The sequence below is a fragment of the Marinobacter sp. V34 genome (assembly GCF_055524115.1).
Map to the genome: position 1 here is coordinate 117,180 of NZ_JBUPZY010000009.1, position 25,647 is coordinate 142,826.

General features: G+C 58.0%; 22 protein-coding genes and 1 tRNA gene. 11 read left to right on the top strand and 12 right to left on the bottom strand.

Features of this window, described 5'->3' with window-relative positions; translation table 11 throughout:
• The first annotated feature begins 88 nt into the window (after nucleotides 1–88).
• The 4 genes from AC0B60_RS15350 (at nucleotide 89) to AC0B60_RS15365 (ending at nucleotide 3,857) form a co-directional block, all read left to right on the top strand.
• Nucleotides 89–2,290: an AsmA family protein gene (locus AC0B60_RS15350; protein WP_465086742.1), complete on the top strand. Its 2,202-nt coding sequence runs from the start codon at nucleotides 89–91 to the stop codon at nucleotides 2,288–2,290.
• Nucleotides 2,287–3,351 carry an A/G-specific adenine glycosylase gene (gene mutY, locus AC0B60_RS15355; RefSeq protein WP_465086743.1) on the top strand — a complete coding sequence of 355 codons (1,065 nt, stop codon included), beginning with the start codon at nucleotides 2,287–2,289 and terminating at the stop codon, nucleotides 3,349–3,351. The genes AC0B60_RS15350 and mutY overlap by 4 nt, the downstream gene beginning before the upstream one ends.
• 53 nt (nucleotides 3,352–3,404) lie before the next feature.
• The gene (locus AC0B60_RS15360) at nucleotides 3,405–3,677 is read left to right on the top strand and encodes an oxidative damage protection protein (RefSeq protein ID WP_465086744.1); all 273 of its coding nucleotides are present in this window, start codon (nucleotides 3,405–3,407) and stop codon (nucleotides 3,675–3,677) included.
• 104 nt (nucleotides 3,678–3,781) lie between these two features.
• Nucleotides 3,782–3,857 (top strand) — tRNA-Phe (locus AC0B60_RS15365).
• Nucleotides 3,858–4,061: 204 nt separating this feature from the next.
• Here AC0B60_RS15365 and AC0B60_RS15370 read toward each other — a convergent pair.
• The 8 genes from AC0B60_RS15370 to dctP all read right to left on the bottom strand — a co-directional run bounded on the left by AC0B60_RS15370 (nucleotide 4,062) and on the right by dctP (nucleotide 12,510).
• Nucleotides 4,062–4,511, bottom strand: a complete 450-nt coding sequence (locus AC0B60_RS15370; RefSeq protein ID WP_465086745.1) for a DUF4124 domain-containing protein — start codon at nucleotides 4,509–4,511, stop codon at nucleotides 4,062–4,064.
• A gap of 94 nt (nucleotides 4,512–4,605) precedes the next feature.
• Nucleotides 4,606–5,814 (bottom strand): glycolate oxidase subunit GlcF, encoded by a 1,209-nt coding sequence (gene glcF / locus AC0B60_RS15375; protein WP_465086746.1) that lies wholly within the window; start codon nucleotides 5,812–5,814, stop codon nucleotides 4,606–4,608.
• 196 nt (nucleotides 5,815–6,010) lie between these two features.
• Nucleotides 6,011–7,075 (bottom strand): glycolate oxidase subunit GlcE, encoded by a 1,065-nt coding sequence (glcE, locus tag AC0B60_RS15380; protein WP_465086747.1) that lies wholly within the window; start codon nucleotides 7,073–7,075, stop codon nucleotides 6,011–6,013.
• Nucleotides 7,068–8,540 carry an FAD-linked oxidase C-terminal domain-containing protein gene (locus tag AC0B60_RS15385; RefSeq protein ID WP_465086748.1) on the bottom strand — a complete coding sequence of 491 codons (1,473 nt, stop codon included), beginning with the start codon at nucleotides 8,538–8,540 and terminating at the stop codon, nucleotides 7,068–7,070. The genes glcE and AC0B60_RS15385 overlap by 8 nt, the downstream gene beginning before the upstream one ends.
• Nucleotides 8,541–8,579: 39 nt before the next feature.
• On the bottom strand, nucleotides 8,580–9,005 hold the full coding sequence (locus tag AC0B60_RS15390) for a GlcG/HbpS family heme-binding protein (RefSeq protein WP_465086749.1): 426 nt from the start codon (nucleotides 9,003–9,005) through the stop codon (nucleotides 8,580–8,582).
• An 18-nt stretch (nucleotides 9,006–9,023) separates the two neighbouring features.
• Complete coding sequence (locus tag AC0B60_RS15395; RefSeq protein ID WP_465086750.1) at nucleotides 9,024–10,562, bottom strand: TRAP transporter large permease; 1,539 nt, start codon at nucleotides 10,560–10,562, stop codon at nucleotides 9,024–9,026.
• Complete coding sequence (locus AC0B60_RS15400; protein ID WP_465086751.1) at nucleotides 10,559–11,272, bottom strand: TRAP transporter small permease subunit; 714 nt, start codon at nucleotides 11,270–11,272, stop codon at nucleotides 10,559–10,561. The genes AC0B60_RS15395 and AC0B60_RS15400 overlap by 4 nt, the downstream gene beginning before the upstream one ends.
• 98 nt (nucleotides 11,273–11,370) lie before the next feature.
• On the bottom strand, nucleotides 11,371–12,510 hold the full coding sequence (gene dctP / locus AC0B60_RS15405; protein WP_465086753.1) for a TRAP transporter substrate-binding protein DctP: 1,140 nt from the start codon (nucleotides 12,508–12,510) through the stop codon (nucleotides 11,371–11,373).
• A gap of 250 nt (nucleotides 12,511–12,760) precedes the next feature.
• On the opposite strand from dctP, the gene AC0B60_RS15410 reads away from it, so the two are divergent.
• The 6 genes from AC0B60_RS15410 (at nucleotide 12,761) to astE (ending at nucleotide 17,872) form a co-directional block, all read left to right on the top strand.
• Nucleotides 12,761–13,519, top strand: coding sequence for an FCD domain-containing protein (locus AC0B60_RS15410; protein ID WP_465086754.1), 759 nt, complete (start codon nucleotides 12,761–12,763; stop codon nucleotides 13,517–13,519).
• Nucleotides 13,520–13,672: 153 nt separating this feature from the next.
• Nucleotides 13,673–14,443, top strand: coding sequence for an ABC transporter ATP-binding protein (locus tag AC0B60_RS15415; protein WP_036208721.1), 771 nt, complete (start codon nucleotides 13,673–13,675; stop codon nucleotides 14,441–14,443).
• 135 nt (nucleotides 14,444–14,578) lie between these two features.
• Complete coding sequence (locus AC0B60_RS15420) at nucleotides 14,579–15,331, top strand: transporter substrate-binding domain-containing protein (protein WP_465086756.1); 753 nt, start codon at nucleotides 14,579–14,581, stop codon at nucleotides 15,329–15,331.
• A 51-nt stretch (nucleotides 15,332–15,382) separates the two neighbouring features.
• The gene (locus tag AC0B60_RS15425) at nucleotides 15,383–16,087 is read left to right on the top strand and encodes an ABC transporter permease (RefSeq protein ID WP_465086757.1); all 705 of its coding nucleotides are present in this window, start codon (nucleotides 15,383–15,385) and stop codon (nucleotides 16,085–16,087) included.
• A gap of 3 nt (nucleotides 16,088–16,090) precedes the next feature.
• Nucleotides 16,091–16,813: an ABC transporter permease gene (locus tag AC0B60_RS15430; protein ID WP_465086758.1), complete on the top strand. Its 723-nt coding sequence runs from the start codon at nucleotides 16,091–16,093 to the stop codon at nucleotides 16,811–16,813.
• Between the two features lie 39 nt (nucleotides 16,814–16,852).
• Complete coding sequence (gene astE / locus AC0B60_RS15435) at nucleotides 16,853–17,872, top strand: succinylglutamate desuccinylase (RefSeq protein WP_465086759.1); 1,020 nt, start codon at nucleotides 16,853–16,855, stop codon at nucleotides 17,870–17,872.
• Nucleotides 17,873–17,881: 9 nt separating this feature from the next.
• Here the strand turns inward: astE and AC0B60_RS15440 are convergent, their stop codons facing one another.
• A complete protein-coding gene (locus AC0B60_RS15440; protein WP_465086760.1) occupies nucleotides 17,882–20,911 on the bottom strand; it encodes an efflux RND transporter permease subunit in 3,030 nt (1,009 codons plus the stop codon).
• Nucleotides 20,911–21,990: an efflux RND transporter periplasmic adaptor subunit gene (locus AC0B60_RS15445; protein WP_465086761.1), complete on the bottom strand. Its 1,080-nt coding sequence runs from the start codon at nucleotides 21,988–21,990 to the stop codon at nucleotides 20,911–20,913. The genes AC0B60_RS15440 and AC0B60_RS15445 overlap by 1 nt, the downstream gene beginning before the upstream one ends.
• Before the next feature lie 163 nt (nucleotides 21,991–22,153).
• Here AC0B60_RS15445 and AC0B60_RS15450 point away from each other — a divergent pair, with 163 nt between their 5' ends.
• Nucleotides 22,154–22,795 carry a TetR/AcrR family transcriptional regulator gene (locus tag AC0B60_RS15450; RefSeq protein ID WP_465086762.1) on the top strand — a complete coding sequence of 214 codons (642 nt, stop codon included), beginning with the start codon at nucleotides 22,154–22,156 and terminating at the stop codon, nucleotides 22,793–22,795.
• 21 nt (nucleotides 22,796–22,816) lie between these two features.
• Here AC0B60_RS15450 and astB read toward each other — a convergent pair whose 3' ends face one another.
• Together astB and astD are read right to left on the bottom strand one after the other, a co-directional pair.
• Nucleotides 22,817–24,157, bottom strand: coding sequence for an N-succinylarginine dihydrolase (gene astB, locus AC0B60_RS15455; RefSeq protein ID WP_465086764.1), 1,341 nt, complete (start codon nucleotides 24,155–24,157; stop codon nucleotides 22,817–22,819).
• Between the two features lie 13 nt (nucleotides 24,158–24,170).
• Entirely contained in the window at nucleotides 24,171–25,646 is a 1,476-nt protein-coding gene (astD, locus tag AC0B60_RS15460) for a succinylglutamate-semialdehyde dehydrogenase (RefSeq protein WP_465086765.1), read from the bottom strand.
• Nucleotide 25,647: the final 1 nt, after the last annotated feature.

Sequence of the window (25,647 nt, forward strand, 5' to 3'; positions counted from 1 at the left end):
AGGCTTTTATTTTGTTACCCCTGGGTTATCCTTGGGCTAATCACAAGCCCAGTTACCGGACACGAATTAACGGAAGGACGCCAAAATCATGAAAGCTGTTCGTTATGTGGCTCTTGCCATCGTTGGCCTGCTCATTCTCGCCGTTGCTGCCGTCGCCATCGCGGTTGCCGTTATTGACCCAAACACCTATAAGCCACAGATTGAGAAAGTGGTCGAGAATAAAACCAACCTTGACCTGATCCTGGCCGGGGATATTGGCTGGTCGTTCATCCCACTGGGTCTGGAACTGAACGACGTTGAGGCCACGCTGGAAGATGAACGCCTGGTCAAGCTTGATCAACTGGTGGCCCAGGTCAGCTTCTGGTCCCTGGTAACCATGTCGCCTCGGGTCGACACGTTCCTGTTGAGCGGGCTGGATGCCAACCTGTCCGTCGATAAAAACGGCAACGGTAACTGGACGCGGATCATGCCTGAAGGGGAAGAGCAGCCGCAGCAGGAAGAACCCGCCGCCCCAACTGAAACGGCTGAAGAACAGCCGGAGGGCAGCGGCAGCAGCGAGCCTTTGAACTTCAACGTAGAAAGCGTGGAAATCAGCAACGCCCGCGTCCATTACGAAGACAGGGGCACGGGACAGGCATTTACTCTGGAAGACTTCACCGTAAACGCCAGCGAGATCACCCTGGGCTCAAGTTTCCCATTGGACGTGTCGTTCCGCTTTGCCACCAACCAACCCCAGTTTGAAGTTCAGGGGGACATCAGTGCTCGCCTGGCCGCCAATGAGGCTCTCAACGAGTTCGGTGTGTCCGGACTGGAGGCCATCTTCGACATGAACGGCGAGCCCTTTGGTGGCGAATCCGTTCGCGCCGAACTTGCCGGCTCCCTGGAAGCCAACCTGGAGAATGAAACCGCCACGCTCAACGGCTTCTCTGCCAGCCTCGCGGACCTGAAGCTGAATACCGACCTGACGGTGAACGGCTTTGGTGACAAACCTAAGCTCGAAGGCAGCCTCAGCGTTGACGAATTTTCTCTCAAAGCGCTTCTGGCTGCCCTTGGCCAACCCGCCATCGAAACAGAAGACCCTGACGTGATGAAAGCCGTCGCTTTCTCCACCAACATCGGCGGCCCAGCTGGCACCGTTGAACTCAGTGACCTCACCATCAGCCTGGACGACACCACCTTCCAGGGCGGCGCCAGCTATGCCCTGGCCAACAGCGCCATTGGCCTGAATCTCCAGGGTGACGCTATCAATGCCGACCGCTATCTGCCGCCTGCCAGCGAGGAACAACCCGAAGCGGCCGCAGAGGAAGCCCCGCAAGGCGGTGGCGCCCCGGCGGAAGAGAGCGACTTGCTGCCCCTGGAAACACTCCGCTCGTTAGCACTGGACATTAATCTCGGTCTGGGGGAACTGATTGTCAGCAACCTCACCATCAAGGAAATCAAGTCGGTCATCACCGCAAACAACGGTGTGCTGGAAGTACAGGACTTCAGCGGCAAACTGTACGAAGGCTCTTTCGGCGCGAAGGTCACTCTGGACGCCCGTACCGATAACCCGAAGTGGACCATCGGCTCCAAGGTTAACAACGTGCAGACCCTGCCACTGCTGACCGACCTTGCTGAAGTGGATATGCTTGCCGGTGGCGCCAACCTGTCCGTGGACGTGAATACCACAGGCAATCGCATCTCCGCCCTGCGCAGCAACGCCAAAGGCGACATCAACTTCAACCTGGCCGAGGGTGAGTTTACCCGCATGAACCTCACCCGCATGGCGTGCCAGGGCATTGCACTGGCCAACCAGGATAGCCTCTCGACATCGGACTGGGGCACCAGCACCCCCTTCAATGACATGAAGGGCACCCTCAAGATTGACGGCAATACCCTGAACAACACGGACCTTGTGGCCGCCCTCGCAGGCATGAGACTTGAAGGCGACGGCACTGTGGACCTGGCCGCTTCCGACCTGGATTACGAGGTTGGCCTGCGAATCGTGGGCGAGATTCACCGCGATGAGGCTTGCCGAGTGACCGAATACGTGGAAAACGTGGTGATCCCGGTTGAGTGCCGTGGCGACTTCGCCGAAGACCCGGCCGGCCTCTGCTCCTTCGACGGCTCACGCTTCCGCGATACCCTGAAAACCATTGCCGCCAACGCTGCCAAAGCCAAGGCGCGCGAAAAAGTGGACGAAGCCAAATCCAAAGCGGAAGACAAAGTCTCCGAAAAACTGAAGGAAAAGCTGGGTGAAGAGAGTGGTGAAAAAGTGAAAGACGCTCTCAAGGGCCTGTTCGGTCAATGAACGACGGTTTTGCCCAAAAGCTTCTCGCCTGGTACGACGAAAACGGCAGGCACGACCTGCCCTGGCATCATGACCGGAACCCATACCGCGTGTGGGTTTCGGAAATCATGCTTCAGCAAACCCAGGTGACCACTGTTATTCCCTACTTCGAAGCCTTTATGCAGCGCTTTCCAGATGTGAAAGCACTCGCCTCCGCCCCTGTGGATGACGTGCTCAGCCACTGGTCCGGTCTTGGGTACTACGCCCGCGCCCGCAATCTCCGGAAAGCGGCACAACACGTGGTCGACGATCACGAAGGCGAGTTTCCCGGTAGCCTGGAACAACTCCAGGCCCTGCCCGGCATTGGCCGCTCCACCGCTGCGGCCATCCTTGCCCAGGCCTTTCAGCAACGGGCAGCCATACTGGATGGCAACGTAAAACGGGTACTGGCCCGTTATCACGCCATCCCCGGCTGGCCGGGTAAAAACGACGTGCTCAACCAACTCTGGGAACGCGCTGAAGAACACACGCCCGAGGCACGCATCCGCGACTACACCCAGGCCATCATGGACTTGGGCGCCATGGTCTGCACTCGCAGCCGTCCAGCGTGCGATAGTTGTCCGCTGCAAGACGGATGCGACGCCTATGCCAACAGCGAAACCAGCCTCTACCCCGGCTCAAAGCCGAAGAAAGCCAAGCCCGAGAAAACCACCTGGATGGTGATACTGGAAGATCACCAAGGTCGCATACTGCTGGAACGCAGACCGCCCAGTGGAATCTGGGGCGGCCTCTGGAGCCTTCCCGAACTGGACCCGGCCTACGGCGCGGAAGAACTGCCAGATGCCTGCGAGCAGGCCTTCGGCTTCCACTGCAGCGCACCGGCACTCACCAGTGGCTTTCGTCACACCTTCAGCCACTACCACCTGCACATCCAGCCAGCGCGGCTGACTGTTCAAAGCGCCGCCCAAGTCAACGACACAGACAACCATCAATGGATTCACCGGGACGAAGCTCTCTCCCTCGGCCTGCCGGCCCCCGTTCGCACACTGCTGACCTCCCCGGAACAAACCCTCCTGCTCTGATCTGTTATCATCCCTGCAGATTTCAGCAATACCACCTCCAAACAGGAGTAGACATGAGCCGCACCGTATTCTGTCGCAAATACCAGGAAGACCTTGAAGGGCTGGACTTCCCCCCCATGCCCGGCAAGAAAGGCGAAGACATCTACGAAAACGTCAGCAAGAAAGCCTGGGAAGAATGGCAGGCTCAGCAAACCATGCTGATCAACGAAAAGCACCTGAGCCTGATGGACCCCAACACCCGCAAGTACCTGCAGGCGCAGATGGAACGCTTTTTCAACAACGAGCCGTTCGACCAGGCCGAAGGGTACGTGCCACCGGAGAAGTAAGCCGCCAACCTGTGGAAGCGCCTATGAAAATTTTCCTGGAACGGCCTTGACTCAGGCAACCTAAACCGGTTTAATAGCGCCCCGTTGCAGCAGCACCGCAACACGCCCGGATAGCTCAGTCGGTAGAGCAGGGGATTGAAAATCCCCGTGTCGGTGGTTCGATTCCGCCTCCGGGCACCATTAGAATTCAGATGAAGCCCACCCTAGCGTGGGCTTTGTCGTATCTGGCTCCCAGAAAAACCAACATTTTCCGCGCCTCATCCTCTCATTGGTTTCGCCTTCAGACTGGCACAAAAGGCGAGCACAATGGCTATCCGTATGGCCCATTGCTTCCTCGGCTACACCGTCTACCTGATCTCAACCACGTTCACGTTCTATGCAAGTTCAGCCAAGCAGGCACTCCCGCGAGAGCTTCTGGCTGACTTCCCGGCGCTGTCGCCTAAGGCGGTTGCCCTGGTCATTGGAGTATCCGGCGCGCAGTTGTTTCTGGATTCGGTCCAGTTTTTTCCGATACTTCTCACAGCGGGCGTTTTTACGCTCGCGCTCGCGGGCTTCCTGTTTTTCGGATAGCGTTCGCCTGCCGCCACTACCGGCTTCAAGACTACGATTCACCTGCTTGTTGATGGTGCTTACACGCTTGCCTCGGGTGATGTTCTCCCGCATGGGAACAAGCGAGGGGCGCTTGAGCTCCACATGCTCGTGTTCACGCGCCACAGGCTTTATGTCGGTGAAGTGCGCAACGCCCTGATCATCAATCCAAGTGTACATTTTTTGGGCTGATGAAATGGCGGGGATGACGAAAAATAAAAGAACTGCGGCCGGCCTCCATGGCATCGGTTTCCACTCCCTGTGGTTTGTGTGTCGGCGCGGGCATTATAAACAAAACCGCCAGCGAGTGAGAGGGCCAGGGTGCTCCCTGGCCCTCAAATCACGCATCCAGAAGCTCGATCCAGTGTTGAACTGGCACCTGCGCCTTGGTTTCGAGATGCATCTGGCAGCCAATATTGGCCGTGACGATGCGGTCAGGATTATCTACAGTCAGCGCCTTGAGCTTGTTGTTTAGCAAGCGTTGGCTGAGCTTGGGCTGGAGAATGGAGTAGGTGCCGGCGGAACCGCAGCACAGATGTTTCTCCTTGGTTTCCGCCAGATCAATGCCGGCCTTGCGCAATACCTGGTCCACCACGCCGTTTTGCTGCATGGCGTGCTGCAAGGTGCAGGGGCAATGGAAAGCCACCTTGCCGGCTCCCTGGGGCACCTTCAGTTTTTCCAGATCCTGTTCAAGCAGGAAGGCGCCAAGGTCGATGGTCATGTCGCTGACTTTCTGCGCCTTGGCGGCGTACATCGGGTCATCCTTTAACAGATGACCGCACTCCTGAACCATCGCCCCGCAACCGGAAGCGGTCATGATGATGGCCTCGGCGCCGGCTTCGATGGCGGGCCACCATGCGTCGATGTTGCGGCGCATGGCGTTAAGGGCTTGATCGTGTTCTGAGAGGTGATGGTTCACCGCACCACAGCATCCGGCTTCCGGTGCTTCCACCATGGTGACGCCCAGTTTGTAGAGCACCCGGGCAGCCGCGGCGTTGGTGTTGGGCGTGGCAGAGGGCTGAACACAACCGGCAAGGGCCAGTACGATGCGGTCGTGGCTGGCAGCCGGCCAAGGGCTGGCCTTTTTCCTGGGCGGTACTTTGGTGCGCAATACGGATGGTAATACCGGGCGGAACAATTGCCCCATGCGCAGCAGAATTCCGAACAGTCGACGGTTAGGAAGTACCCGTGCCAGCGACCAGCGTATCCAGCGCTCCTTGGGCGGCCTTGGCATTTCCTGTTCCATCAGGCCCCGGCTGATGTCGACCAGGCGGCCGTACTGCACGCCAGATGGGCAGGTGGTTTCGCAGCTGCGGCAGGTGAGGCAGCGGTCGAGGTGTTCGCGGGATTTTTCGGTGACTTCTTCGCCTTCCAGGAACATTTTCATCAGGTAGATGCGGCCGCGGGGGCCGTCGCGTTCGTCGTTCAATTCCTGGTAGGTTGGGCAGGTGGCGGTACAGAAGCCGCAATGCACGCAGGCGCGAAGGATGGATTCGGCTTCCTGGCCTTCTGGGGTGTTGGCGAATTGTTGGACTAGATTGGTTTGCATTATTTACCTGCTTTCTGAATATTGGTGCACAAGTGAGCGGATAGGGCGCCTCTGAAACACGCTCCTTCGGCACATCCATGTGACGCTTGGACTCCGCCATCCATGGCTCCGTACAGTTTCAGAGACGCCCTACCCGCTCACTTCCCCGGCATCTTCGCAGCCCTCACAGCCACAAATCAGATTCCGGACTAAATTATTAAAGCCAGCTGTACAGTCGCCCGGGGTTAAAAATACCGTCGGGATCGAACGACTTTTTCAGTCGTTGCTGGATTTCCTTTAAAGCCCTCGGCTGGTGGTGCATTACCTCATCGGTGCGATCCCCGCCGCGGAACAGGCTTACCTGGCCACCGGCGCGTTGGGCTATGGTTTCCAGTTTGGCGATATCAGCTTCGCCTCGGTACCAGCGCTGGGAGCCGGCCCAGTCGATCAGCCAGGGGCCGTCGAGGTCCGGGTTTTCGGCGGTGGAGCCCACGGAGAAGCGCCAAAGTGGGCCATCACCGGCAAAGAATTCGTGCTGCATGTGTTGCAGTTGTTGCCAGAATTTGTCGCCCTGCTCGATGACCTCACCGGTCCATTTTTCGGCGGTAGCCTCCACGGCGGATTTGGCGCCAGCGAGTCGCAGATACACTTTGCCATCCACCCAGGCAGCGCCGGTGATGGGCTTGGGCTCTTTGGCGCGGCTGTTCATGTAGTGGATGACATCGTCCATCGCCATGTCCTGCACCAGGGTCAGGGACATCGCCGGTTTGGGCATGACTTTGAGGCTGATTTCGGTGATCGCTCCCAACGTGCCCATGGCGCCGGCCTGCAGTCGGGAGGTGTCGTAGCCAGCCACGTTTTTCATCACCTGGCCGCCGAAGCGCAAGTGTTCACCTTTTCCGTTGAGCATGCGAATGCCCAACACCTGGTCCCGTACCGAACCGGACCAGGGCCGTGCAGGGCCAGACAGATTGCAGGCGAGTGTGCCACCGAGGGTGGAACCATCACCAAACCTGGGCGGTTCGAAGTGCAGGCACTGGCCTTCTTCGGCCAGGGTGGCTTCGATTTCCGCAAGGGTGGTGCCGGCACGTGCGGTCAATATCAGTTCCACAGGATGATATTCAACAATCCCCGTGTGCTCGCTCATTTTCAGAGAGCCTGCATCGGTGTCGGCGGCCCGCCCCATGAAGGCCTTGGTATCGCCGCCTTCGATATTCAGTTTCTGGCCCGTCTTCCGGGCTTGGAGAACCTGCTCCTGCAGCTTCTGAGACAGATCAGCCATGCGCCGCGTCCACCGTGTCGTGCTTGTGTTGTTTATGCTCCAGTGAGCGGTATTCCTGGCAGAAACGCAGGGCGGGAACGCCCTTGCCAGGGTTGAGAATGCCAGCCGGGTCGAACGCCGCTTTGACGTCGTGGAACTGCTGCAGTTCTTCGTCGTTGAACTGCACGGCCATCTGGCGGATTTTTTCAACGCCTACGCCATGTTCACCGGTGATACAGCCGCCCACTTCCACGCATAGATTGAGAATACTGCTGCCAAACGCTTCAGTGCGCTCAAACTCTCCGGGCACGTTTGCATCGAACAGGATCAGCGGGTGCAGGTTGCCGTCGCCGGCGTGGAAGACGTTAGCGACCCGCAGGCCGAACTCCTCGGACATTCTCTCCATTTCCAGCAGCACGTGCGCCAGATGCCGGCGTGGAATGGTGCCGTCCATGCAGTAGTAATCAGGCGAAATTCGTCCAACGGCCGGGAACGCAGACTTACGACCCTTCCAGAGCAGCGCCCTCTCCTCTTCGCTCTGGGAGGTTTTGACCGACGTAGCACCCAATTTTCGGAACACGTCCTCGGCCTGCTCGATGTGTTCATGGACTTCTTCTTCGGTGCCGTCCACCTCACACAGCAGCAATGCTTTCGCCTCACGCGGGTAACCTGCCTGTGCAAAATCGTCCGCTGCAACAATGGCATAGCCATCCATCATCTCCAGGCCACCGGGGATAATGCCGTGGGAGATAATCCCGCTTACGGCATCACCAGCTTTCTGCACACTGTCGAAGCCGGCCATCACCACCTGGGCAATTTCCGGTTTCGGCAACAGCTTGACTTTCACCTTGGTGACGATGCCCAGCAATCCCTCAGACCCGGTCATCAACGCCAACAGATCCATGCCACAGGCGTCCAGAGCGTCGTTGCCGACAGTCACCCGGTCACCCTCGGCAGTGATCATTTCCACGCTGAGAATGTTGTGAACGGTCAAACCGTATTTCAGACAATGCACGCCGCCGGAGTTTTCCGCCACGTTGCCGCCAATGGTGCAGGCGATCTGCGAAGACGGATCCGGCCCGTAATAGAGACCGTACTGAGCAACCTCCTCGCTGATCGCCAGGTTACGCACACCCGGTTGCAGTAAGGCCGTTCGCGCCAGCGGGTCGATGTCGAGGATGCGGTTGAACTTGGCCAGCGACAACACCACGCCTTCCTTGTGCGGCATGGCACCGGCACTCAGGCCCGTTCCGGCACCACGGGCCACCACGGGCACCTCGTGCTCGTTGCAGAGTCGCATCACCCGTTGCACCTGTTCGGCGGTCTCCGGCAGCACCACGAGCATTGGCATCTCGCAGTACATGGACATGCCATCGCATTCATAGGGCTTCATGGTTTCGTCATCGGTGATGACGAAGTCCGGGTCTATGAACGCGCGGAACTGTTCCGCCAGCTCCGCTGCGCTGATTTTCGGTTTGCTGTTCATATCATTCTCTGGAAGTGATGGCTTTCAGTGAGACAGCCATCAACCGCGTTTGGTTTCAAAGTGATCAATCCCTGCCTGGGCACAGTCCATATCCTGTTGGGGAGTGCCGGAGCTGATACCGATACCACCTACAACCTCGCCATCGACCATCACCGGCAGGCCACCACCGACAGAGCTGATACGCCCACCCACTTCGGTATGGATGCCGAAAGCCAGCTTGCCGGGCACGTTCACGGCGTTGTAATCGTGGGTCGCCTTTTTCGCCGCCGATGCAGTGAAGGACTTGTCCTGGGCAATGGTCACGCTGGTGATCTTGCCGCCGTCCATGCGTTCGAACGCGATCAAATTACCGGACTCGTCGGTAATCGCGATGCACATGGGTACACCAATTTCGCGCGCCTTCTCGGCTGCACCTTCGATCAATACCCTGGCGTCCGCCAGATCAAGTCGTTTAACCGTCAACATGAGCAATTACTCCTCTTTTTAGCCATAAACCAAATTGGGCAGCCAGGTAACGACGCCCGGAATGAGCACACAGATAAACAAACCGAATGACTGGATGGCAAGAAATACCAGGGACGATTTGAAGATCGTGCCCATGGTGATATCCGGCGGACACACGCCCCGAATATAAAAAAGTGCATAACCGAAAGGTGGGCTGAGGAACGACATCTGCATATTCACCAGATAGAGCACACCAAACCACAGCACCACATCCTCGCCGGGCACTGGCGGGAAACCCAGCAGGCCGGGGAATTCCAGAGCCTCGACAATCGGGATGAAAATGGGCACCGCCAGCAGCAGAATACCAACCCAGTCAAGGAACATACCCAGCACCACCAGCAGAACCATCAGCAGCAGCAGGACAGCGTAGGGTGACAGACCAATACCCAGAATGGTTTCGGTAATGAAGTCTTGCCCACCCTGCAGGATATAGAACCCCACAAACACCGACGCGCCAAACATGATCCACAGCACCATCGCCGATGCCTTGGCGGTGGTTACCGACGCATCGCGAAGCGTGGCAACTGAGAACACTTTGTGTTTTATGGCCACCAGGATTGCGCCGAAGGAGCCAATACCCGCAGCTTCCACCGGAGTGGCAATACCGCCGAACAGCAAACCCAGCACCAGGAAAACCAGGAAAAGCGGTGCGATCAGGTCTTTCAATAACAGGAGTTTTTCTTTCAACCCAATCCGCTCTTCCTCCGGTACCGGCGGCCCGAGTTTTGGATTGATATTCGCGCGGATGCCCACGTAAAGGATATAAAGCGACGACAGGATCAGCCCCGGAATCACCGATCCCAGGTAAAGCTCGCCCACTGACTGCTGCGCGACAACCGCATAAAGAATCGCAAGGATTGAAGGCGGTATCAGGATGCCCAGCGTGCCCCCGGCCATGATTGAGCCCAACGCGATCTTCTGGTCGTATCCGCGTTTGAGCATCGCAGGTAGCGCAATAATGCCCATAGTCACCACAGCCGCACCAATAACCCCAACCATAGCGGCCAGAATCGTGGACGCCAGTATGGTTGCAATGGCCAGGCCGCCGCCAAGGCCGCCCATCCACTTGTAGACCACGTTGAACATTTCTTCGATAAGGCCAGCACGTTCCAGCATGGACGCCATGAAGATGAACAGCGGTATCGCGGCCAGGTCCGAGTTGGTCATCATCGGGAAGATCCGGCTGGGGATGATGTTCAGCATCATCGAGTCACCCACCAGATAGATAAACGCGACGCCCAGACCACCCGTCACAAAGGCCAGGGGTAACCCCATCATCAACAGCACGGCCAGCGAGCCGAACATGATGTAGGTCAGCGGGCCGATCTTCACATCCGACAACAGGCCGGACAGCTTGAACAGGAATTTTTCGTCGCTCCAGGGGTCGTAAAACAGAATATTGATTACTTCCACCAGCACGACAAAAGCAAGGGCAACCGTGGCGATAATCATCAGCCAGGTGCCGAGCTTACCGATCAGGGAACCGGTCCCCTGGTTGGTCATGGTATCTGAGCTCATGCGTGTTGCTCCCGGCCAAGTTTAACGAAGATAGTGATGTCCTTGAGCAGCTTGGACAGGCCCGCCAGGAACAACAGCGTCGATCCGAGGAGCATTACGCCCTTCACCGGCCAGTACTGAATGCCCCATGTCTCAACGGTTCGTTCGTCCATGGAATAAGAGTTCTCAAGGAAGGTCCAGGAGGTAATCATCAACGCAATCGCGAACATGAAGAAGAACATGGACGTGAAAATATCCATGCCTACGCGGCCCCGAAGTGGCAAGAAGTTGTAAACTACGTCAACCCGCACATGGGAACCGTGAAGCAGTGCAAACGCACCCGCCATCAGGTACTGCATGCCGAACAGCAGAAAACTGGCTTCGTGTACCCAGATGGTGGGCTGGTTGAACAAATAGCGCATCACCACTTCGAAGAAATAGAACACCACCGCGTTCACGGTCCAGAAGGAAATAAAGACACCGGATTTCTCACTGATCCAATCCACCGCCTTGGTGAACCAGTTACTCGCATCACTGTAATCGACGCTTTTTTTCAGTTCCGCTTCAATCTGTTGAAGCTTCTCGTTGGCCTCGGCATTTTTATCGATGGCTTCCACACCACGTTGGGACAACCAACGGTCCAGCGCCATCATGATCAACGGCATTACCGCCAGCCAGCCCCAGTAGAACCAGTGAGGCAATACAAAGCCGAACGCACTCAGATCAGACATGTTTTATCACCTTTAATCACAGAGCGGGGAAGGCAGCGAGCGTGCCGTCGGCGCACTCCCTGCCTTCCCCGTGATCGGTTTATTATGGTTGTGCAGGCTTACATGCCTTTGATGTCTTCTTCGTTGAGGTAGCCAACGGTCTCGTTCATCATGTACTCAAGCTGGATATCCAGAATTGCCCGGGCATCATCGTTCTTGCCGGCCCAGTTGAACCAGATCGGGATGGCAGCCTTCCGGAACTTTTCCAAGTCTTCCTGGCTCAGACGAGTCACCGTAGAGCCATCCTCTTTGAACTTCTCCATCGCTTCAATATTGCGCTTCTGAATGGTCAGGTAGTGCTTCTGGGAGTATATGCGAACCTCGTCCTCAACCAACTGCTGAAGTTCCGGATCCAGCGCATTCCAGGCACGCAGATTGACGGTCAGGTCCATCAGGTCCACCGGCTGGTAGATGGACATCACACCAGGAGGCCCAAACATGATGTAGTCGGTCACCTGGGAGAAACCCAACTCGTAGTTCACGGCAGGACCAACGTAGTCAGCGGCATCGATGGTACCCTTCTCCAGAGCGGGGAAAATATCCGAACCCGGCAGGCTCACCGTGGACACACCAAACTGCTGGAACACCTCAGCGACCATGCCACCGGGCACACGCATCTTCATACCTTCCATATCCGCCAGGCTGTTGACCGGCTTCTTGGAGTGAATGATGTTGGCATCGTGTTGAATCGGGCCGACGTAAAACAGACCGAACTTCTTGTAGATCTCACGGGTTTTTTCCAGCATGCCCATGGAGTAGAACATGATGTCCCACTGGTGCGGCTGGTCGGGACCAGCAGGGTAGGATGACAGGAAAACCGAGGCCGGAATCTTGCCGGACCAGTACAGGGTGAACGGATTCATGCCCTGCAGAACGCCGTTGCGAACCGCCTCGAAGAGGGCGTTATTGTCCGCAGCAACCGACTTGGCCGGATAGGGCTTGATGATCAGCTCACCACCGGACTTTTCCTTCATGCTGTTGGCCCATTCCTCGAACAGGTCATAGCCTACGGTTCCAGCGTCCCATACCGACTGAATCTTCCAGGTGGTTGCGGCCTGAGCCTGGCTGGCGCCCGCAAGCGCGACACCGCAGAAGGCAGCGGCAAGGGCAACTGACTTCAGGAAACCCCTCCTCGGGGTTACATTTCCAGCCTGCGTATCCGGAGCACTTAACTGCTCGCTGTTCTTATTGGTAATCATCGACACATCTCCGTTGACTTTGTTTTTATCGGGGGTCAGGTCAACGCCGGTAACGGCCGGCATTAGACCGATATTCGTAGTCCTGCCGGGTTTAGTCCAGAACATTGCCAACTGGTCAGACCAGTTTTGTAAATGCCCGATAGACGAAAACGCTGTAATGAGCCATATTTACTGGTCCCGAAAGGGTTTCTTTAATTCAAGGCACGATAAAAACGACTGGTCTGACCAGTGACTCCTGGCAGGAAACATCATGGCAATCGCACAGGAAATCTCCTATCGACTCGAACGGCTCATTCTCGACGGCGGGCTGGCACCGGAACAGAAGATGCCGTCGGAACGACAACTGGCCACCCGACTTGGCGTGTCCCGGGCCATCATCCGGGAAGCACTGCACGAGTTACAGGGGCGGGGCGTAATAGAAACCCGACATGGTAAAGGCTCCTTTGTGGCCCGAATTGTGCCCGGTAGTGAGGAGGACGGTGAAGACAGCCCTTTGTTGCAGATGTTTACCGGTCACCCACGCACCCTGTACGACCTGCTCGAAGTACGGGAACAACTGGAGGGACAGGCTGCCTACCTGGCCGCAGAACGCGCCACTACACAGGACCTCCATCGTATCACCAAGGCCTATTCCGCACTCGAACAGACCGACCCGCTCACCAACGCCCGGCCGGACCACAGTTTCCATCAGGCCATCGTGGAAGCGTCCCACAACCCGGTACTTGTGCATGTGTTGAATGGGTTGAAGAACCTCATGCTGTTGACGGTGGAAGCCTCCGTGGCCAACCTGAATCCCCGTGAGGAAATGCGTAACAAGATCTCCCGGCAGCACAAGCGAATCTACCAGGCGGTAATGGCGGGAAAGCCCGAAGCGGCAAAACGAATCGCCATGGCCCATGTGCGCTTTGTCAGTGACGCCATGCGCACGATCGAGCAACAGGGAACCGCCATTATCCGGGTTTCGCTGCACGCATCGACAACACCGGAGAAGCCAACACAACGGGCATAAACGGCAAAAAGCTTGCATCAAACGTTCAATAATCCACAATTAACATGCGGTATGTGTGGTAAAAAACGGCAAAACCCCGCTTTAGGGGGATTGATTTCCGCATCCACAGCCCGTAAAACTTGCGCCTTTGTTATATAGCCTCGGGAGCCACCTATGGCGGATTCAGCGCCTCTGATCTGCAAGGACATCCACAAGACCTTTGATCAACTGGAAGTCCTTAAAGGCATTTCACTGGAAACAAAAAAAGGGGATGTCGTTTCCCTGATCGGCAGCTCCGGCTCCGGTAAAAGTACGTTTCTGCGCTGCATCAATATGCTCGAAACGCCCACCTCCGGCGACATTATCGTGCATGGCGACCCGATTCGGTTCACCACCAACCGCAAGGGCGAGCGAATTCCAGCGGACAACAAGCAGGTTGAACTGATTCGCGCCCGGCTTTCCATGGTTTTCCAAAGCTTCAATCTCTGGTCCCACATGACCGTTCTGGAAAACATCATTGAAGCCCCTATTCACGTACTCAAGGTGCCCAAGAAAGAAGCCATCGAAAGGGCCGAAGCCTACCTTGAAAAGGTAGGCATCTATGAGCGCAAGGACTACTACCCGGCCCAGATGTCAGGCGGCCAACAGCAGCGGGCGGCCATTGCCCGGGCCCTGGCCATGGAACCGGAAGTGATGCTGTTCGACGAACCTACCTCCGCTCTTGATCCCGAGCTCGTTGGCGAAGTGCTGAAGGTTATGCAGAACCTCGCGGAAGAAGGCAGAACCATGATCGTGGTGACCCACGAAATGTCATTTGCGCGGGATGTGTCATCCCAGGTCCTGTTTTTGCATCAGGGCGTGATCGAGGAGCAAGGCACACCGGACAAAGTCTTCGACAATCCGGACTCGGAACGAATGAAACAGTTTCTGGCTCCCAAGTTCTGACGTGCAATGCTATCTTGAAACCATGTTTCCTTGTCGGGGCAGACCCGCCCCGTAAGTAAACGCCAAAACCAGCAAAATAAGGCAGACCACTGCCGATAATAAAGCCCACAAGGCTGACTACTGGAGAAGTGACTCATGAGAAAACTGATTGTTGCAGCAAGCGTCGCCCTGGCCATGATGGCCGGTGTCGCCCACGCCCAGGAACGTAACCTTCGCATCGCCTTCGACGTGCCCTACGAGCCGTTCGAATACAAGGATGAAAACGGCGATCTGACCGGTTTCGAAGTGGAACTGGCCGAAGCAATGTGTGAAGAGATGAGCGCCAACTGCGAGTTCGTCATACAGGCATGGGATGGCATGATTCCGGGCCTGCTGGCGCGCAAGTTCGACCTGATCATGTCCTCCATGTCCATCACGCCCGAACGTGCTGAACGTGTACTGTTCTCCGAGCCGTACTACAACACTCCAGGTGGCTGGTTCGGCCCCGAGAGCTTCAACACCGACGTCACCGACATGGCCGCCATGGAAGGAATGACCGTTGGCGTTCAGCGCGGCACCACCATGGATACCTTTGTGACCGAGGAAATGGGTGGCGTTGTGAGCATCAAGCGCTACACCACCGCTGACGACATGGTCCTTGACCTGGAAGGCCAGCGCCTGGACGTGGTCTTTGTCGACTACCCCGTTGGCGAGCAGACCGTGCTGAGCAAAGATGGCTTCAAGGAAGTTGGCGAGCCGGTCAAACTCGGCCAGGGCGTGGGCGTTGCCATGCGCAAGCGTGACGAGGAGCTGGCGCAGGAAGTGAACGAGGCGCTTGCCACCTTGAAGGAAGATGGTACCTACGACACCATCATGGAAAAGTACTTCGCTTACGACGTCAAGATGTAAAAATGGCTGGGGGGCAGCGGTTGTCGCTGCCCCCGCTTATCGGATGTACCCATGATTGACTTGAAAGGCTACGGCCCGGCCCTGCTGGATGGGGCTGTGGTCACTATCGAACTGGCCTTCTTTTCCCTTGCTCTCGCGCTGGTGCTAGGGCTGATTGGCGCTTCTGCCAAGCTGTCCAAAAGCCGGGTAGCCATTGGGATTGCGACCACCTATACCACCCTGATCCGTGGCGTACCGGATCTGGTCATGATGCTGCTGTTTTATTATGGCGGTCAGGTCGCTGTTAACAATCTGTCGGATTACCTCTACGACGCCTACGACATAGACTTCTTCTTCCAGTTTGACCCCTTTATTGCCGGCGTCATCACCATTGGTCTGATCTTCGGCGCCTACATGGCGGAGACGTTCCGTGGCGCCTTTCTCGCAGTGGAAAGCGGCCAGATTGAAGCAGCCCGTGCCTACGGCTTCAGCCGCTGGCGCACTTTTCACCGAATCATACTGCCGCAAATGCTGCGCCATGCCCTGCCCGGTATCGGCAACAACTGGCAGGTACTGCTCAAAACCACCGCGCTGGTCTCCATCATCGGCCTGACTGATATGGTGCGGGTGGCCGAAGAAGCCGCCAAGGCCGAACGCATGCCGTTCCATTTCTTTATTCCGGTGGCGTTTGTCTACCTCAGCCTGACAGCCGGTTCCGAGCTGTTTATCAAGTGGCTCAACAAGCGCGCCAATATTGGCGTGGTACAGGGGAGCTGAACCATGCCTGATTTTCTTGCTGAACTGCTTAGCCAGAACGATATCTTCACTGCCCCCACCATCATGGAATACTGGGGCGGGCTGGTCACCACCGTGCAACTGGTTTTTCTGTCACTGATCCTGGGCCTGCTGGTCGCCGTTCCCCTGGCGATCATGCGCACCTCGAAGAACCCCCTGATTAACGGCCCGGTCTGGTTCTACACCTACATTTTTCGCGGTACACCACTGCTAATCCAGCTGTACATCATCTACTACGGCCTTGCTCAGATCGAGGGCATCCAGCAAACCTTCTGGTGGGACATCTTCCGTGAAGCCTTCTACCCGGCCCTGCTGGCCTTCACCCTGAATACCGCCGCCTACACCACGGAAATCATCCGAGGCGCTATCGTAGCCACTCCCAGTGGCGAGATAGAGGCCGCAAAGGCCTATGGCATGAGCTGGGCACTACGGATGCGGCGAATTATCCTTCCGAGTGCGGCCAGGCGGGGCGTACAGGCGTATTCCAATGAAGTCATTTTCATGCTTCACGCCAGTGCCATTGCCAGCGTAGTGACCCTGGTGGACCTTACCGGGGCAGCGCGGAACATCTATTCCCGGTTCTACGCCCCCTTTGATGCGTTTATTTTTGTGGCACTGCTGTATATGGTTTTAACGTTCATGTTGGTGTTTGCCTTCCGCAAGCTGGAAAACTACCTGCTGCAGCATCAGCGGCCGGTTAGTGGCTGACCCATCAAAAAGCGTAAGTGAGCCCGGAGCGCAGGTGAAATGATTTTTGGTCCCGGCCTTGATTGGCTTTCTCACACGCTCGCACGAGCAGAGCACGCTGCGTCTGAAAAAATTGTTGTTCTGAACGACGGCACGGGGCTGCAGCTACAGGACTCCGGTCTCCTCTATCTGGAACCCCCTGCTGGTCGCAACAACCCCAATAACGAATCGCTGATCGTGTCCGCTGGCATTCATGGTAATGAAACTGCACCCATCGAGGTTTTAAACCATCTTCTGAATGAGCTGATCCACGGCCAATGGCAACTGGCCTGCCCGGCCTTGTTGATTCTCGGCAACCCACCGGCGATGGACGCCGGTCAGCGCTTTATCGACGTGAACCTCAACCGCCTGTTCGGTGGCGCCCACCGTAAACCGGAATACCGGAACTTTCCCGAGGCGGAGCGGGCCCGGCTGCTGGAGGATGCATGCAAAGCCTTTGCAACGAAGCACCCCGCCAACCTGTGCCACTATGACCTGCACACCGCCATTCGCCCGTCACTGCGGGAGAAGTTCGCACTCTATCCGTATGTGGAGGGACGGGGCATTCCGGAAGGGCAGATTGATTTCCTGCTTGAAGCGGAGGTGGAAACCCTGCTACTGCAGCATCGTGAAGGCACCACCTTCGCCTCGTTTTCCTCCTCCGAACTCGGGGCGGAAAGTTTCACCGTCGAGCTCGGCAAGGTGAAGCCTTTCGGGCATAACGATCTCAGCCGGTTCACAGGGATTGCCAACGCTCTGCGACGGCGCCTCAAAGGCGAGGCGCTGCCGAAAAAAGACACAACCTCAGCACCGATAACGGTGTTTGAAGTGGTGCACGAAATCCTGAACACCGGCGACAGCTTCCGATTCCACGTGCCAGACGACGTCGCCAACTTCACCATGTACGATCCAGGCACGGTCATCTGGGAAGACAACGACACCCGCTACACCGTAGGCGACACACCCGAAGGCATCGTGTTCCCGAACCGCGATGTGCCCGTTGGCCAGCGGGTGGGCCTGATGATCAGGCCCACCCGCTAGAGTCAGGAGTCAGGCTGGAGCATTCTCAGGCTCCGCCACCTTACAGCTGATCACGTGGGTACAGACCGATGGCACCACCAGTAACGTCAGTACCGTGGAAGCCAGCAGGCCGGAAATAATGGCCCAGGCCATCGGCGGCCACAGAGTGGAGCTGGAAAACGCCAACGGCAGCAACCCGGCAACGGTGGTCGCAGTGGTCAGCAGGATAGGCCGGGTGCGCTGCTCCACCGCCTTGCGAACCGCATCCCGAATGCCATCCCCTTTCTCCAACTGTCGATCCATCACATCCAGCAGTACGATGGCATTGTTCACCACAATCCCCACCAGTGCGATGACGCCCAGCAGCGACTGGAAACCGAACGGCGAGCCGGAGAATACCAGTCCCGGGAAGATACCCACGGTGGCCAGTGGCACGGTCAGCAGGATGATGCCTACCCGCCGGAAGGAATTGAACTGTATCAACAGGAAGAACAGCAACAGCAATCCACCAATGGGCGCGGTGGTCAGAAGAGCGTTGTTAGCATCACCGGAGCCCTCGGCGTCACCGCCCATATCCAACCGGGTTCCAGGGGGCAACGGGTTTTCTGCGAGCCTGGCATCCAGCCCTTCCAAAGCCTGGCTGAAGCTGTACCCCGCCATCAGATTGGACCAGACCGTGTTCATCCGGGTGCCATTGCGCTGGAACAGGGCCGCTGATTGCCAGGACGTTTCCACCGAAGCAATGGCAGACAGGGGCACCGCATCGCCCCGATCATTATAGATATTCACCGACAACAACCGTGGCAAGGACAGGCTGGTGCCTTCCCGGGAGCGCAACACCAGGGGAATCGGGTCCTCCTCCTGGCGATACTGTTCAGCCACCACACCAAAGCTCTGACCATAAAGACTCTGGGCAACATCGGCACGGTTCAGGCCGTAGCGCGCCGCGCTGGCATCGTCGACATTGATGGCGATGCTAGGCACGCCTATATCCAGATTATGACGTACATCCACCGTGCCTTTAACGCTACGCAACGCCGAGAACACCTGTTCCACGGCGCGGGCACGTGTGTCGTCGCTGGCATGATAAATCCGCACTTCCACCGGCGCCGCCCGTGGCGGTCCCTGCCCCAATATCCCCGCCGTTAGCTGCAACTCTGGCATTTCCTGCCCGGCGTAGTCGCGAATCCACTGCACCAGGCCGGTAGTATCTTCCAGGGTGGGGGTTGATACCACGATTCGCCCGCGGTTCGGCGCCTGGGGCTCGCGCTGCAGGTTGTAATAGAAGCTGGGGCCGGTAAAGCCAACAAACCGGTGCACCTCCAGGGCCTCCGGTCGGCTGCGGATCGCACGTACAAGGTCGGCCGCCACGCTTGACGTGCGCTCCTGATCCGTGCCTTCGGGCATGTACAGTTCAACCACCACCTGGGGACGATCCGCATTGGGGAAAAACTGCTGTTTCATGAACGGCGTCAGTGACAGGCTGAATACCACCAGAGCCGTACCCGCAAGGATCAAAGTTCCCGGGCGCCTGGCCACCAGGGCGCCAAGAAAACGGGAAAGCCCAACCAGCTTATCTTCCCGCGCGTCTTTCTTGCGAGGTTTCAGGAAGCGGGCTGCCAGTAACGGCACAGCGGACACCGCCAGCAGGTAGCTGACGGAGAGGGTGAGCATGATCATCACCGGCACACCACGGGTGAAATCCGCCGTTCCGCCTTTGGACAGCAGCAACGGCATGAACGCGGCGATGGTGGTGCCAGTGGAGGCTCCGAGCGGCCCCGCCAGCTCCTTTACGGACTGTTTCAGGGCATCCAGCCGTCGCATACCAGCATCCAGGTAGCCCTGGATGCTCTCGACAATCACGATGGCATTGTCGATCAGGATTCCCAGGGAAATCACCATGCCGATGACAGCAATCTGATGCAGTACGCCACCACCCAGATCATAGAGGCCGATACTGATCAGCGCCACCATCGGCAGGATCGACGCCACCAGCAGTCCCATGCGGATGCCCATACCGGTGAATACCACGGCCACAATGATGATGACGGACATCACCAGGCTCCAGGCGAGGTTGTCGAGCCGTTCTTCCACTTTATCAGGCTGGAAGAACATCTCACGGATTTCGTAGGGTTCGAACTCCTGACGAATCGTCGATAGCCGCTCCCGCACACGCTCACCAAACCGGATAGCGTCGGTACTGCCCTCCTCCATGATCATGGAAACCAGCACTACCCGCTCGCCGTCATACCAGGCTTCCGGTTGTCGCGGTTCCGCCGGCCCACGCCAGACTTCGGCGGCGGCAGCCAGTGGCACCTGAGAGCCATCCGGTAGCTCTATGGGCGTGGCGCGAATGGCATCCACACTGGTGAATTCGCTGTTAGGCAACACCGACAGACGGCGACCGTCGGCGATAACAAAACCACCCGGAGTGGTCTGGTTGCGGCGCGCCAACGTGTCCAGTACGCGTGCAGGGGAAATGCCCAATCGGTACATGGCCGCGTCGTCCAGCGCCAGGGTGATCTGTTCGTCAGCGTCACCTTCCAGCTCAATGCGGGATACCCCGGAAATATCCGCCAGGTTCTGTTTCAGTCGCTCTGCCACGTCACTCAGTTCGGTGACCGAGCCGGAACCGCCAACAGCCAGAATAATGGCGGGAATATCTATCATGCGGTCGTCGAGCACCATCTGGCCGACGTCATCGGGAAAATCCAGGCGCGCCCGGTCCATGGCCTGGCGTACGCGGTCCCAGGCGGAATCGGTATCGTAGATGGTGTCGTTCAGGCGCACGTTGAAAATCGCCACGCCGGTGCGGGCGGTGGCCTGAGTAAAATCCACTTCCTCGACCTGGCGCAACTCGTCTGACAACGGCTGCAGTACCAGCCGCTCAACGGCTTCTGCGCTGGCGCCGGGATAGCTAATACTGATCAGGCCGGCGCGATAGGGAAATGAAGGGTCTTCCTGACGCGGCATGGTGCTGTAGGCCGCAATCCCCAGGAGGCACAGCATGGTCACCACCATGCCCAGCAAGCGTTGAAAGTTCAGCAGGCGCAATGACATCAGCGCACCTCCACGGCATCACCGTCGGAAATACGGGTCATGCCTGCAAAGACCACCTGATCACCGGCGCTAAGATCGGTGGCATCCACCACCACCCGCTCACCGATAATCCGCTGTACCGTCACTGGCACCCGGCGGGCAACGCCATCGGAAATACGGAACACACTGGCACCACCGTTGGATTTCATCACCGACAGCAGAGGCACTGTCGTCGCCACGGTTTCGCGGGGCGTAATGCCCACTTCCACCGGCTCTCCAGGCTCCAGGGTATCTGCCGGCAGGCTGACCAATACCGGATGGAGCTCGCCGCGAACACCACCCGGCTGGGCAATTTCAACGACGGAGCCGGTGACCGGCGCACGATTACGATCCTGCACCGACCAGACCGGCAGCAGTTGCGACAGCGACACATGGTTGAGCATATACGCAGGTACCCGCACTTCCACTTCGCGACCCTCCGGGGACGACAGGCGCATCACTGGTTGGCCAGACGCCACAAACTCATCCCGTTCCACCAACAAGGCTTCAACCCGACCGTCAAACGGCGCCCTCAGCTCACTCTCCCGCAGCAGGCGCGTGGCCTCAGCAAGAGAGGCTTCGGCAGTCGCCATGCTGGCCTTCAGGCTGTCCCGCCGAGAGGCCAATTGCTCCAGCCCCTGCTCCGACACCACACCTCGCTCGTGCAGTTGACGGGAGCGTTCCCATTCCCGCTTGGCCTGGTCGTATTGGGTTCTGAGTTCATCCAGCCGGGCGGCCGCTGAATCCTGCGCCGGTTCCAGTGCGGGGTTATACACCCGTGCCAGCAGGTCACCGGTCTTGACGGTTTGCCCCAGCTCGACTGCGCGCTCTCGAAGGGTGCCGCTCACCTGGAACGTCAGCGTTGCCCGCTGGGCCGCCCGAACGATACCGGAAAAACGCAGCGACATGCCCTCCGTCTGACCGCCTGTCACTTCGGCAGCCCGCACCGTCACCGGGGCAGCGCCTTGTTCTGGCGCGGGTTCACTGGATTTACAGCCGCCAACAAGCAAGATTGCAGTGGCTATGAGGGAAACAATGGCGGAGCGCCGGGCGGTGTTCATTGAGAAGTCCTCTCTTCCATGGTCACAGTGTTTTTCATCATCCGTCCAATGGACAAAATTTCATTATCAGACATAATGTCATTCTTTGACAATTTGTCAATAATCAGCTTTCATCGCTAACCATGTATCATGAGAGCGCAGTCTCAATTATCCGGAATCCCCTATGAGTGAGCCGTTAAAAACCCGTAGAGAGAAAGAGAAGCAAGCCAGGTACGACAGCATCCTGGATGCTGCGGAGCTGGTGTTTTCGGAGAAGGGCTACGAGCGCACATCGATGGACGACATCGCCCGCACGGCCGCTCTCAGCCGTGCATTGTTGTACGTGTACTTCAAGGATAAGGCGGCGATCCAGCGTGGCATCATGCTACGTGCCGGCCACAGCCTGTGCCGCCGTTTCGAGGAGGCTCGTCTGACGGCCGATACCGGGCTGGCTCAGATATCCGCCATGGGAGTGGCCTATTACAATTTCTACCGTGAGCAGCCGGATTACTTCTCCGCACTGACAACAGCGTCCACGGCGATGGCGGAAGCAGATGATGAGCTGGCAGGCGAGATGTTTGGCTGCAAGGCAGAAACCATGGAGCTGATGGTCGGTGCGATACACCTGGGGTTGGAAGACGGCACCATGAACCGCGAGCGCATCCACAATCCGGTCGAAACCGCGCTCTACCTCCGTGGCGCCCTCCACGGCGTCATCATGCTATGCCAGAGCGAAATGACTGAAAGCGGCCTGGAGGACAACTTTTCAGCGGAATCGCTGATCCGTCATACCATGGAGATGCTGACGTCCTCTATCTCGTCCTGAGAAGAGAGGACGATGACCGGATTAGAGCTGGAAATCGTAGATAGACCCAAGCCCCAGAATACCAGTCAGCTCATCCAGCGCCTTACGGACTTCCTCAAGCAGCATCGGGTCACCCAGATCCTCCTGCGACAGCTCCTCTCGATAGTGCGCCTCGACCCAGGTAGTCAGGCGCTCATACAGGGAGTCGGTTAGCAATACTCCGTGATGCATGGCCTTGAGCTCGTCGTCGTTCAGAACCACCCGCAAACGCAAACACGCCGGGCCGCCGCCGTTGCGCATGGACTGTTTAACATCGAAAACCTCCACCGACGTAATCGGCCCCGAGTCATTCACCAACTCGTCCAGGTAACGGCTGACCGACGCAATTTCACGACACTCGCCCGGCACCGCCAGCATCATGCCATCGGGCGTGTTCAGCAACTGACTGTTGAACAGGTAGGAGGCTACAGCGTCCTCCAGCGGCACCTGCTCACTGGTGACACGCACGGCTTCCAGTTCTGCACCTGTCAGGCGCGAGCGGATATCAGCCAGCACGATTTCTTCATCCAGGAACGCCAGCTCGTGGTAGAACAGGGCGTTGCCATTGCCCACCGCGATAACGTCGTTGTGGAACACCCCGGCATCAATCGCGGCCGGGTTCTGCTGGACGAACACCACATGGCTGTCTTTCAGGCCATGCAGACGGGCGATGGCCTGGGAAGCTTCCAGAGTCTGGCGTGCGGGATAAAGCTTCGGGGCCGGAGCCTGTTCGTTGAAGGCGATCTGGCCATAGACAAACAGCTCTACACCCGGCTCGCCATACCCTCCGCACAGACGGGTGTGGTTGGCGGCGCCTTCGTCACCAAACTGGCTGACCGATGGCAGCGCCGGATGGTGGGCAAACCAGGCGTCATCCGCAAAGATGGATTTCAGGGCCCTGCCGGTGACGACGTGCTCAATGGAGCGATGAAACTTGGCGCTCAGGTTTGCCGGCGTAAAATGCACGCGGTGATCAGAGGTGTCCGCACTCGGCGAGACCGTAGCGGCGTTTGCCGTCCACATGGTAGACGCCGACGAAGCAGCAGCCAGGATGGACGGGCTCTGCTTGGCGGCAGCGCTAAGAACGTCGCGGTCCGAACCGGTAAAACCCAATGCCCGCAAGGTCGGAATATGCGGGCGTTCGTGGGGCGGCAGCACACCCTGAACAAAACCGCGATCCGCCAGGCGCTTCATTTTCGCCAGCCCCTGCAGGGCGGCTTCCTTCGGATTGGACACCGAGCGAATGTTGGATTTGGACGCCACGTTGCCCCACGACAGCCCGGCGTAGTTATGGGTAGGCCCTACCAGGCCATCGAAATTGGCTTCTACTGCGTGCTTGGCCATGACTCGTCTTCCGTCAGTCGAAATTTAACCCAGGCGCCAGGCTGTCCGGCACTTCGCTCTTCTTCGACTCCAGCGAGGCCATGGGCCAGGCGCAGTAATCGGCGGCGTAGTAGGCACTGGGGCGGTGGTTGCCACTGGCACCGACACCGCCAAACGGAGCGGCGCTGCTGGCCCCCGTCAGCGGTCGATTCCAGTTCACAATGCCGGCGCGCACTTCGTCCGTCAGCCGCTCGTAGAGCTTGTGGTCATCCGTCAGAATACCAGCAGAAAGCCCGTAGCGTGTGTTGTTCGCAAGCTCCAGGGCCTCGTCAAAGCTCTTGTAGCGGTAAACGGTCAACAAGGGGCCGAAGAATTCCTCATCCACCAGGTTCAAGCCGGTCGCGTCCACGATGCCCGGCGACAACAGGCCCGTGCCTTCCCGCAAACGCTGCATTTCCAGTAGCAGTTGTCCGCCCTGAGTCACCAGACTGTTCTGGGCTGCCAACAGCTTGTCGGCCGCCTGCGCCGAAATCACCGAGCCCATGAATGGTTGCGGGTCGGCATCGAAATCGCCCACGGTAATGCGGCTGACCACTTCAACAAAGCGCTCCAGGAACTGGTCGCCCTTGGCACCCTTTGGTACCAGTAAACGACGTGCACAGGTGCAGCGCTGGCCCGCCGACAAGAAGGCAGACTGGAGGGCGTGATGCACCGCGCCATCCAGATCATGCACGCTCTGGACGATCAGTGGATTGTTGCCGCCCATCTCCAGCGCCAGAATTTTCTCGGGCTGACCGCCAAACTGTTTGTGCAGCAGATGCCCTACCGTGGAACTGCCAGTGAAGAACAGCCCATCAACACCCGGGTGTGACGACAGGGATTTACCCGTCGCCATCGCCCCCTGTACAAGGTTGATGGCTCCGGGAGGAAGGCCGGCCTTTTCCCAAAGCTTCATGGTCAGCTCGGCGACACCGGGAGCCAGCTCGCTGGGTTTGAACACCACGGTGTTGCCCGCCAGCAACGCCGGTACGATATGGCCGTTGGGCAAGTGCCCAGGGAAATTATAGGGGCCAAACACCGCCACCACGCCATGGGGGCGATGCCGCAATACGGCATGACCGCCGGCAACGTCGGATTCGGAGTGGCCGGTGCGGTCGTGGTAGGCGGCAACGGAGATTCCGATCTTGCCAATCATCGCCGCAACTTCGGTGCGCGATTCCCACAGGGGTTTTCCGGTTTCCGAACCGATCTGGTGCGCCAACTCTTCCTTGTGCTCCTCCAGTAGCGTGCCAAACTTTTCCACCAGTGCCTGGCGCTCACTGAACGGACGCTTGCGCCAGTGAACAAACGCTGAGCGGGCCTCGCGCACCGCGGCGTCTACGTCCTCGATACTGGCGCTGACGCCATCCCAGACCACCTCTCCGGTGACCGGCTGGAGGGATTCGAAAAAGTCGCCATGGCCTTCCAGCCAGAGCCCGTCAATAAAGAGTTGACCTGTCAGGTTTGCCATC